This window comes from Novosphingobium sp. YAF33 (genome assembly GCF_052113265.1).
In the GTDB taxonomy this organism is placed as follows: domain Bacteria; phylum Pseudomonadota; class Alphaproteobacteria; order Sphingomonadales; family Sphingomonadaceae; genus Novosphingobium.
The window spans coordinates 86,813-97,002 of sequence record NZ_JBFRCW010000017.1; the positions used below are offsets into that span (position 1 = coordinate 86,813).

At 68.0% G+C, this 10,190-nt stretch carries 8 protein-coding genes; 2 read left to right on the plus strand and 6 right to left on the minus strand.

The annotated features are described in order from the left end of the window. Nucleotides 1–22 precede the first annotated feature (22 nt). The 4 genes from AB4Z00_RS23835 to AB4Z00_RS23850 all read right to left on the minus strand — a co-directional run bounded on the left by AB4Z00_RS23835 (nucleotide 23) and on the right by AB4Z00_RS23850 (nucleotide 6,855). On the minus strand, nucleotides 23–1,426 hold the full coding sequence (locus AB4Z00_RS23835; protein WP_132269294.1) for an efflux transporter outer membrane subunit: 1,404 nt from the start codon (nucleotides 1,424–1,426) through the stop codon (nucleotides 23–25). Then, nucleotides 1,416–2,621, minus strand: a complete 1,206-nt coding sequence (locus tag AB4Z00_RS23840) for an efflux RND transporter periplasmic adaptor subunit (protein WP_132269292.1) — start codon at nucleotides 2,619–2,621, stop codon at nucleotides 1,416–1,418. The genes AB4Z00_RS23835 and AB4Z00_RS23840 overlap by 11 nt, the downstream gene beginning before the upstream one ends. Beyond that, nucleotides 2,614–5,811 (minus strand): efflux RND transporter permease subunit, encoded by a 3,198-nt coding sequence (locus tag AB4Z00_RS23845; protein WP_442047486.1) that lies wholly within the window; start codon nucleotides 5,809–5,811, stop codon nucleotides 2,614–2,616. Before AB4Z00_RS23845 ends, AB4Z00_RS23840 begins: the two co-directional genes overlap by 8 nt. 261 nt (nucleotides 5,812–6,072) lie before the next feature. Beyond that, the gene (locus AB4Z00_RS23850; RefSeq protein WP_442047487.1) at nucleotides 6,073–6,855 is read right to left on the minus strand and encodes an MmyB family transcriptional regulator; all 783 of its coding nucleotides are present in this window, start codon (nucleotides 6,853–6,855) and stop codon (nucleotides 6,073–6,075) included. Between the two features lie 80 nt (nucleotides 6,856–6,935). Between AB4Z00_RS23850 and AB4Z00_RS23855 the strand changes: the two genes are divergently transcribed. Continuing rightward, the gene (locus AB4Z00_RS23855) at nucleotides 6,936–7,709 is read left to right on the plus strand and encodes a class I SAM-dependent methyltransferase (protein ID WP_442047488.1); all 774 of its coding nucleotides are present in this window, start codon (nucleotides 6,936–6,938) and stop codon (nucleotides 7,707–7,709) included. A gap of 215 nt (nucleotides 7,710–7,924) precedes the next feature. Beyond that, complete coding sequence (locus AB4Z00_RS23860; protein ID WP_132269285.1) at nucleotides 7,925–8,554, plus strand: LysE family translocator; 630 nt, start codon at nucleotides 7,925–7,927, stop codon at nucleotides 8,552–8,554. Between the two features lie 18 nt (nucleotides 8,555–8,572). Here the strand turns inward: AB4Z00_RS23860 and AB4Z00_RS23865 are convergent, their stop codons facing one another. Beyond that, nucleotides 8,573–9,487, minus strand: coding sequence for an ROK family protein (locus AB4Z00_RS23865; protein WP_442047489.1), 915 nt, complete (start codon nucleotides 9,485–9,487; stop codon nucleotides 8,573–8,575). A 179-nt stretch (nucleotides 9,488–9,666) separates the two neighbouring features. Continuing rightward, the coding region (locus tag AB4Z00_RS23870; RefSeq protein ID WP_442047490.1) for a methyl-accepting chemotaxis protein at nucleotides 9,667–10,190 on the minus strand (524 nt) is incomplete at its 5' end.

The window sequence follows — 10,190 nt, forward strand, 5'->3', positions numbered from 1 at the left end:
CGTCGTCTGAGCGGTGCGAGCCCTAGCTCATCCCGCCCATGGCGCGGACGTAAGCCACATTGGCCCGCATTCGCGACGTCTGGACGCTGATCCACGAACGCTGCGCGTCCAGCGCGTCGGTCTGCGCCGTCACCACTTCGAGATAGTCCGCCGCGCCGTCGCGGTAGCGCGAGAGCGCGATCTCGCTGGTGCGCTTGGCCGCCTGGGCCGCCTCGCTCTGCGCGCCGGCCTGGTTTTCGAGGTGATGCATGGCCGCGATCGCATCCTCCACGTCCTGGAACGCGCCCAGCACGGTGGAGCGATAGTTCGCCGCCACTTCCTCGTACTCCGCACGCGACATCTTCACTTGCGACTTGCGCGCGCCGCCGTCGAACAGCGTCAGCAATGCCGAGACCGGGCCGAGCGACCAGAACGTGTTGGGCGTCTTCAGCAGGTCGCCATGCGTCGTCTGCCAGCCCCCTGCCGCGCCCAGGCCGATCGACGGGAACCATGCCGCTTTCGCCACGCCGATACGGGCATTGGCGGCAAAGACCCGGCGCTCTGCCGCCGCGATGTCGGGACGGCGCTGGAGCAGCTCCGACGGCACGCCCACGGAAACGCCCGGCACGTCGAGCGGCTCGCTGCGCATCGGCAGGGAGAATTCGGCCGGCGTCAGCCCGATCAGCGCGGCCAGTTCATGCTCGGTCGCCGCGCGTTCGTTGGCGACGGCCGAGACTTGGGCGCGGGCATTGCCGAGCACGGTGCGGGCGCGGTTGACGTCGATGCCCGAGGCGATACCGCCTGAATGGCGCGTATCGGTAAGCTTCAGCGCCCGTTCGAACGCCTCCACCGAGCGGTTCAACAGGTCTGCCTGCGCATCCAGCCCGCGCAGACGCAGATAGGCGTCCGCCACCGAAGCCTGCAGGCTGAGCCGCGCCGAGGCGAGATCCCCGCCGGTAGCGACCGCTTCCGCGTCAGCTGCCTTCACCGAATTGCGCACCCGGCCCCAGAGATCGAGTTCGTAGGACAGGCTGCCGCCGACCACATAGTCGTTGTAGGTCCGTGCCGAACCGGTCGACAGCGGCCGGCCCGCCGAGACGCGATCGCGCGAGGCTTCGCCGCTGACGCCGACCGTGGGATAAAGGTCCGATGCGGTGACACCGGCAGCGGCGCGGGCCTGGTCGTAGCGGGCGAGCGCGGCGGCCAACGTGGGGCTGGCGGTCTCTGCGCGCTTTTCCAGATCGTCCAGCGTGGGATCGCCGAACATCGTCCACCAGTCGCCGCGGGCCTCGGCATCGCGCGGGGCGGCCTGCGACCAGCCCGCAACCTCGCGGAAAGCGGGCGGAGCAGCGGTTTCGGGCGCGTGATAGTCGGGCGCCATGGAGCACCCGGCCATCGAGCACCCCGCAAGCAGCAGCGCAGCGGCTGCGCCGAACCTAGCCGCCATGGGCCGCGCCCTTGGCATCGGCAGGGGCTGCAGGCTTCTGGATCTTCACCGCGTCCCCGCTGCGCATCGAATCCGGCGGGCTGTCCACCACCCGCTCGCCCTGCTTGACGCCGACCGAGACCACCACCGTCTTGCCCAGATCGCGGGCGATGGTGACCGGGCGCACCGTCACGCGGTTGTTGGCGCCGACGACGGCCACGCTCGGGCCCTTGTCGGTGTAGAGGATCGTGCTGCCCGGCAGGGTCAGGCCCTGCACGCCGCCTGCCACGTCGAAGTGGGCCTGGACGAAAGCGCCCGGCTTCAGCGCGCCTTCGCTGTTGTCCGCCTGCACTTCCACGAGCACGGCGCCGGACTGGGCATCGACCGCCCCGGCGCTGCGGGTAACGGTGCCGGGGAACGTGCGGCCCGGATATTCGGGCAAGCTCAGGTCGACACCGACGCCCTGCTTGACTTGCGCCGAGTATATCTGCGGCACGCGGACATAGACGCGCATGCGGTGGACGTCGGAGACGGTGAACAGCGGCTGCGCAGCAGCATTGCCCGCCACGACGAGCGCGCCGATCTGCGCGGAACGGCTGGTCACGATACCTGCGAACGGCGCGGAGAGCCGGGTGAAGCCGCGCGTGGCCTCAAGCTCGCGCACGCTGGCGAGCGCGGCATTGGCAAGCGCGGTCTTGGCGGCGAGATCGCCCGCCTTCTCGTCCACTTCCTGCTGCGAGACGGCGTCCTGCTTGAGCATGGCGCTCCAGCGCTTCGACGTCGTGGCGGCAAGGCGCTGGTTGGCCAGCGCGGTCTGATAGTCGGCCTTGGCCTGCGCCAGCTGCTGGTCCACTTCCGGTGCGTCGAGCACGGCCAGGGTCTGTCCGGCGCCTACCTTGTCGCCGATGTCGGCCTGCCAGCTGCGCACGTAGCCGTTGGTGCGGGCATAGATCGCCGCGCTGTTGAAGGCCTGGGCGGTGCCGGGCAGCGCAAGGCCGCCGGCATCGGCCGCGCCGGCCGGAGAGACGACCGCGACGGTGGGCACCGCGGCGTCTTCTGCCACGACTTCCAGATCGCGCGTGGCGCTCAGGCGGCTGGCGATGCCCGCGCCGACCACTGCCAGCGCGATCACCGCGGCGCCGATTCCGACGCGCTTGAGGGTGCGGCTCTCCGGTCCGGTGGACTGGTGAGCAGGTTCAGAGGTCGAATCATGCATGGGCGGCCTGCACTTCCTGGGGGGCGGCCTTCTCGCGGCGACGGCCGTGGACGAAGGCGAAGACGGTGGGAACGAAAAGAAGGGTTGCGATAGTGGCGCAGATCAGGCCGCCGACGACGGCGCGGCCGAGCGGAGCGTTCTGCTCGCCGCCCTCGCCAAGGCCGAGTGCCATGGGGCCCATGCCGATGATCATCGCCAGCGCGGTCATGAGCACCGGACGGAAGCGGACGAGGCCCGCCTCCATGGCCGCCTTCACCGCGTCGCCGCTTTCCGCGAGCTTCTCGCGCGCGAAGCTGACGACCAGGATCGAGTTGGCCGTGGCCACGCCCATGCACATGATCGCGCCTGTCAGGGCCGGGACCGACAGCGTGGTTCCGGTCGCGAACAGCATCCACACGATCCCTGCCAGGGCGGCCGGCAGCGCGGTGATGATGACGAAGGGATCGAGCCAGGACTGGAAGTTGACCACGATCAGCAGGTAGATCAGCACGACCGCCGCCAGCAGCCCCCAGCCGAGGCCGGAGAAGGCGGTGTTCATCGTCTGGTACTGGCCGCGGATGGTGATCGTCGAACCCTTGGGCGCCTCGGCCTTGAGCGAGTCGATCGCGCGCTGCACGTCGCCTGCCACGGCGCCGAGGTCACGGCCCTGCGGCGTGCCGTAGATGTCGATGACCGGCGCGATGTTGTAGTGCGAGACGACCGGGGCTGTGGTCGAGCGGGTCAGCGTGGCCAGCGCGCCAAGCGGCTGCGGGCGGGTACCGGCGGCGGCCCCTGAAACCGGCAGGTTCGACAGCTTGCTCATGGAATCCACCGCATATTCCGGTGCCTGCGCCACCACGGCATATTGCACGCCGTTGTCGGGATTCACGAAGAACACCGGCGCGGTCTGTGAGGTTCCTGCCAGCGAGTTGCCGAGGCTGGTGGTCACGTCCTTTTCGGTGAGGCCATATTGCCCGGCGCGGGCGCGATCGACGTCGACGTCGAGCTGCGGCGAGTTCGCCGGCTGCTGGAGACGCATGTCGGCAAGGCCGGGGATGCGCGTCAGCTTGGCCATGAGCTTGCGCGCATAGACGCGCGAGGCGGCCAGGTCCTTGCCGGCGATCTGAACGTCGATCGGCGAAGGCGAACCGAAGTTCAGGATCTGGCTGGTGATGTCGGCCGGCAGGAACGAGAACTGGGTGCCGGGGAACGCGCGCGGCAGTTCGCGGCGCAGCCGCTCGACATAGCCGTCGGTCGGGGCATGGCCCTTGTTCAGCGTGATCAGCATGTCGCCGTCCTGCGGACCGATGGTGCCGCTGTTGTTGTAGACGGTGTTGATGGAGCTGACCGGCAGGCCAATATTGTCGGTGATCGAGGCCACTTCGGCCGCGGGGATCATCTGCCGCACTTGCGCGCCGATGCGTTCGAAGCGCAGCGCCGTCTCGTCGATGCGGGTGCCGACCGGCACGCGGACGTGCATGGCGATCTGACCGGAATCGACGGTGGGGAAGAAGTTGCTGCCCAGGAAAGGCATCAGTCCGAACGAGATGACGACGACCGCCAGGAAGCCGATCATGAAAGTCCGCTGCCCCTGAAGCGCCCGGTGCAGCAGGCCGAGATAGCCATCGCGCAGCTTCTCGAAGCGGGCTTCGAAACCGCGCTGGAAGCGGACCAGCGGATTGCGCGAATCCGGCGCGCCGGCATTGTGCGAATTCTCGCCATGCGGGGCGTGCGGCTTCAACAGGTACATCGCCATGGTCGGCACCAGGGTGCGCGACAGGATGAACGAGGCGATCATCGCGAAGACCACCGAAAGCGCCATCGGCACGAACAGGTAGCCTGCGACGCCCGGCAGGAAGAACATCGGCACGAAGACGATGCAGATGCAGAGCAGCGAGACGAAGGCCGGGGTGACGATCTGGGCGGCGCCGTCGAGGATCGCCTCCATCACACCCTTGCCCTGTTCGAGGTGCCAGTTGATGTTCTCGATGGTCACGGTCGCGTCGTCGACGAGAATGCCCACCGCCAGCGCCAATCCGCCCAGCGTCATCACGTTCAGGGTCTGCCCGAAGACCGCCAGCATGGCGATTGCGGCCAGCACCGCCAGCGGGATCGACAGCGCGATGATAACCGTCGAGCGCCAGGAGCCCAGGAACAGCAGGATCATCAGCGAGGTCAGCGCGGCGGCAATGGCGCCTTCGTGGATCACGCCGTTGACCGCGGCCTTCACGAAGAGCGACTGGTCGCCCACCGGCAGGATCTTGAGATTGTCCGGCAGGGTCTCGGCGATCTTGGGCAGGGCCGACTTCACGCCGTCGACGATCGAAAGAGTGGACGTGGCGCCGTTCTTGAGCACGGTCAGCAGGGCCGAGCGGCGGCCTTCCACATGGACGACGTTCTGCTGCTGGGCGCTGCCGTCGCGCACGAAGGCCACGTCGCGCATGTAGATGGTGGCACCGTTCACGACCTTGACCGGCAGGTCGTTGAGCGCCGCGATCGAATCCGGGGTGTTGTTCAGGCGCACCGAGTACTGGGTGGCGCCGATCTTGACGAAGCCCGCCGGGTTGATCTGGTTCTGCGCGGCGATGGCATTGCCCACGTCGACCGCGGAAAGGCCCTTGGACTGGAGCGCCTGCGGATCGAGGTCGATCTGGACCTGGCGCTGGCGGCCGCCCGAGGGGAACGGCATGGCCAGGCCGGGAATGGTGACGAGGCCCGTGCGGATCTGGTTCTGGCCGATGTCGAAGAGCTGCTGCTCGGTCATCCCCTTGCCGGACAATGCCAGCTGGAGGATCGGCACGGTAGAGGCGCTGTAGTTCAGGATCAGCGGCGGCGTGATGCCGGGCGGCATCTGCCGCAGCACCGTCTGCGAAACCGAGGTGACCTGCGCCGTGGCGGTGCGGATGTCGGCGCCGGGCTGGAAGTAGATCTTGACGATCCCCATGCCCTGGAACGACTGGCTCTCGATATGTTCGATATCGTTGACGGTCGTCGTCAGCACGCGCTCGTATGGCGTGATGATGCGATCCGTCATGTCCTGCGGGGCGAGACCCGAATAGGTCCAGGCCACCGCGATGACCGGCACCTTGATTTCGGGAAAGATGTCGACCGGCGTGCGGAAGGCCGCCAGCAAGCCGCCGATGGCGATGATGATGGCCATGACGATGAATGTCAGGGGGCGGTGCAGCGCGGTCTTGACGATACCTAGCATCGAGAACTCCATAGGCCGCCCGGCACGCGGACACGCGCACCGGACAGGCGAATTCCTCTCCGAATCATTTTTTGGTTGAGTCCCCGCCGCTGCGACCCTCCTCTGCCGGGGCAGCGGAAACGGACGGGAAATCCTGCTGGAATAGTTAAGCCCCTAACGACCCTCTCGGCGATAGAAAAATGCGCTGAACGGAATACTCTCATGAATCGATTTCATGATTGTTGCTGGTCCGTATCGCCGCCGACCTAGTGGCGAGGCGATTCAGCCGCGCGTTTCCGCGGGTTGCAGGAAGACCACCCGGAAATCGCCACGCTCCACGTCCGCCAGCGTATGCTGGGTAAAATGCAGTAAGCCCCGATCGGGGTGGCGAAAACTTCGCGTTCCGCCCTCCCGCGCCAGCACCGTCTGCGCGTTCCACGACTCCCGAAACTCGGGGCTCTGTTCCTGCAGCCACTGGACCACGCCCTGCACGCGCGGATCTGCCAGGCCATGGCTGTAGTCGCGCCGGAACTCCGCGAGCAAGCGTCCGGCGCGGGCGTTCCAGTCGGGCAGAAGCGCGCGTGCGGCCGGATGCGTGAAGACATAACGCAGCAGGTTCGGCGCGGGATCGTCCTCGAACAGCCCGACGAACAGCTGCCGCGCCGCCGGATTCGCCGCGCAGAGCGTCCATGCCGGGTCGAGCGCATAGCATGGCCACGCGATCTCCCCCACCAGGGCGGCGATGGCCGGCGGAGCCGCCTGCCCTGCATCGGCAAAGGGATCGATCGGATCGTGCCGCCCGGCGAGAGAGAAAAGATAGTCGCGCTCCGCCGCCGACAGGCTCAGCCCGGAAGCCAGCCGCGCCAGTGTTTCGGCGGAGGGACGCACGTCGCGGCCCTGCTCGATCCAGGCCACCCAGGTGGTGCCGATGGCCGCGCGGGCCGCAAGCTCCTCGCGCCGCAGACCGGGCGTGCGGCGGCGCCGGTCGTGTCCCTCGGGCGTCATGCTCTCGCGCCGCGTGCGGACGAAAGCACCCAGCAGCCGTCTTTGCTCCTCGTTCCGCATGGTAGCCCTTATAACAGGATAACAATGTTCATTGTAACAGGCTATAGTTGCGCCGATCGGGGCTTCGCAAGGAGAAACCCATGACTGAAGACCAGACCAAACCCAGCCGGCATGCGCTGGTGGACCGCCAGTTCGGCGCCACGGCCGCCGCCTATGTCACCAGCAAGGTCCACGCCGCCGGCGCCGATCTCGACCGCATTGCCGAGCGGGCGCGAGAAGCGCGGCCCGCCCATGCGCTGGACCTCGGCGCAGGTGGCGGCCACGCCGGGTACGCCATGGCACCGCATGCCGGAAAAATGACCGCCTGCGATCTGGCGCCGAGAATGCTGGAAGTGGTGTCCGCCGAAGCGGAGCGCCGCGGCCTCGCCAATATCGCCGTTCAGCCCGCCGCTGCCGAGGCGCTGCCTTTTGCCGACGGCGCCTTCGACTTCCTCGCCTGCCGTTTCTCGACCCATCACTGGCGCGGCGCGGAAGCGGGCCTGCGCGAGGCGCGCCGCGTGCTCGCGCCGAACAGCCCGGCCATATTCATGGACGTGATCGCACCGGCCGATCCGGCGGCGGACACGCATCTCCAGGCAGTCGAACTGCTGCGCGATCTCTCGCACGTTCGCGACTATTCCGCGGCGCAATGGCTGGCCATGCTGGGCGGCGCAGGCTTTGCCGTCACCCGGATGACCAGCGCGCGCCTGCGTATGGACTTCGCCGACTGGACCGGCCGCATGCAGACCCCGCCCGCCCAGATCGCCGCCATCCGCGCGCTCCAGTTGGCCGCGAGCAGCGAGGTATCGGCGCACTTCGAGATCGAACCTGACGGTTCCTTCACCATCGACACGCTCCTGATCGAAGCGGTCTGAGCCGTCGAAGCCTCCGCGCGCGAACCTGCGTTCGTGCACGGAGGCGGCTCCAGCCGGTCGTCGAACGCAGTGCCCCGCATCACCAATCCGTCGGGCCGCCGGCGCGAAGTCCGCGCCGCCGATACGCGGCAAGGGCGCAAGCTCGGATCACCAAGACCATTGCGATCCCCCGCCCCTGGGCCTACGCGAAACGGACAAACCTGCAGAGACGAATTATGACATTCCAGACATGGTGGCTTTACGCCTTCGCCGTTTTCCTACTTTCCGGCACGCCCGGACCGAACATGCTTCACGTCATGACGCGAAGCGTGGAATTCGGCTTCCGCCGCAGCATGGCGGCCATGGCGGGCTGCATGCTGGCCATCACGCTGGTCCTCGCCGCCTCGGCCGCGGGCCTGACCGCCCTGCTCAAGGCGATCCCCGGTGCCTTCGAGGTGCTGCGCTACTTCGGCGTCGCCTACCTCGTTTATCTCGGCATCAAGTCCTGGCGTGCGAAAGTCTCTGCCGAAACCGTGGTCGACGAAGGGCTGACCCGCCGCAGTTCGCCCGCCGCACTGTTCCGCGGCGGCTTCACGATCGCGATCAGCAACCCCAAGCTGCTGCTGTTCGCGGCGGCCTTCTTCCCCCAGTTCATCAATCCCGCAGAGCCCAAGGCGCCGCAGTTCGCCCTGCTCGTCGGTACGTTCGCGGTGATCGAAATGCTCTGGTACTGCACTTACGCGCTGGCGGGCGGATCGCTTTCCACCCACTTGCGCAAGCCTTCGGTGAAGCGGCTGTTCAACCGCGTCACCGGATCGATCTTCGTCGGCTTCGGAGCGGCGCTGCTTACCTCCCGCACGGCCTGAGGCCCAGCTCGCCAAGCTTCAAGCGCGGCTGGCCGCGCCGGCGTGGTGGCGCGCGGCCCGTTCCGCCAGCAGGAAAGCGCCGACAAGGCCCGAGGGCTCGCGGCAGGCGGGGCCGACGATCCGCTGCTCCATCGCCGCCATGTCGCGCGCGCCCTGCACATAGCCGCCCAGCAGTTCGGCGGTTCGCGCCCGGATCAGCGGCAGCAGCCGCTCCTGCTTCATCACCCCGCCGCCCATGACGATCCGCTCCGGCGCCATCGTCAGGAACAGCGTCATGCAGAGCTGCGCAAGATAGTCGGCTTCCACCGCCCAGAAGGGATGATCGGCCGGCAGCTCCGAAGCGGGAGAGCCCCATGCCGCGCTGACGGCGGGTCCGGCGGCAAGGCCTTCCAGGCAGTCGCCATGGAAGGGGCAGGTTCCGGCGAAATCCCCATGCGCGGGATGGCGGCGGACCAGGATATGGCCGGCCTCGGGATGGCCGATGCCGTGGACCGCCCTGCCCTCGCTGACCAGCCCGACGCCGATCCCGGTGCCGACCGTGACATAGGCAAGCTGGCGCAAGTCACCGCCCACCGCCGCGACTTCGGCCAATGCCGCGGCATTGACGTCAGTGTCGATGGCAAGCGGGACATCGCGGAATGCGCGGACGCGGGCGAGCAGGTCGGTCCCTTCCCAGCCCGGCTTGGGAGTCGCCAGGATCCTGCCGTAATCGGGCGAGGCCGGGTCGACGCCCACGGGCCCGAAGCTGGCGATGCCGATCCCCGAAACCGGGCCCAGATCGGCGGCATCCTCGAAGAAGGCCGCCACTTCGGCGAAAGTGCTGTCGGGATCGCGCGTGGCAATCGTGGCCGTGCGGAGCGAGCCCGTTTCGGCGGCGCCCACGGCGCAGACGAACTTGGTGCCGCCGGCCTCTATCGCTCCATGGATCGTCATGCGCTGGATCATCCTGCAGTTTCGACACGGCCGGGAACAGCAATGTCCCGCGCCGCTTCATCTTCTCCATTTCGCCTGTGCCATTGCCGATGGGCAGGCTGCAACCGTCTTGACCGCCGATAAAGCTGCGCCCGCGGATCCGGCTGGACTCGCGGGCGCAGAAAGGAGCGTCGGAGACGTCAGGCGACGGAGGAGAGACGGAACTCCTGCCTGCGCGCGCCGGTATCGAAGCGGGCGGCCTGGTCGTTGAGCGATCCGGCCTCGGTGGTGAGATTGCGGGCGGCGGCGGAAGTTTCCTCCACCATCGCCGCGTTCTGCTGCGTCGAATGGTCCATCGTCGAGACCGCCACGCTGATCTGGGTGATCGCGGTGGACTGCGCCTGGTTGTCCTGCGCCATCTGGCCGAGCAGGGCATGTACCTCGCCCACGCCTTCCGAGATCGTCTCGAAGGCGCCATCGACGCGCTGGACGGCATCGACCGCGGTGCCGATGTCGGTCTGGGTGGCGGTCAGCTGCTCGCGGGCACGCTTGGCTTCCTCTTCCGAGCGCATGGCCAGCGCCGAGACGAGATCGGCCACGACCGCGAAGCCGCGCCCGGCATCGCCGGCCCGGCCCGCCTCGACAGCGGCATTCATGGCCAGCACGCGGGTCTGGAAGGCGATCTTGTCGACGCCCTCGATCACCGAATCGATGCCCTTGGCGC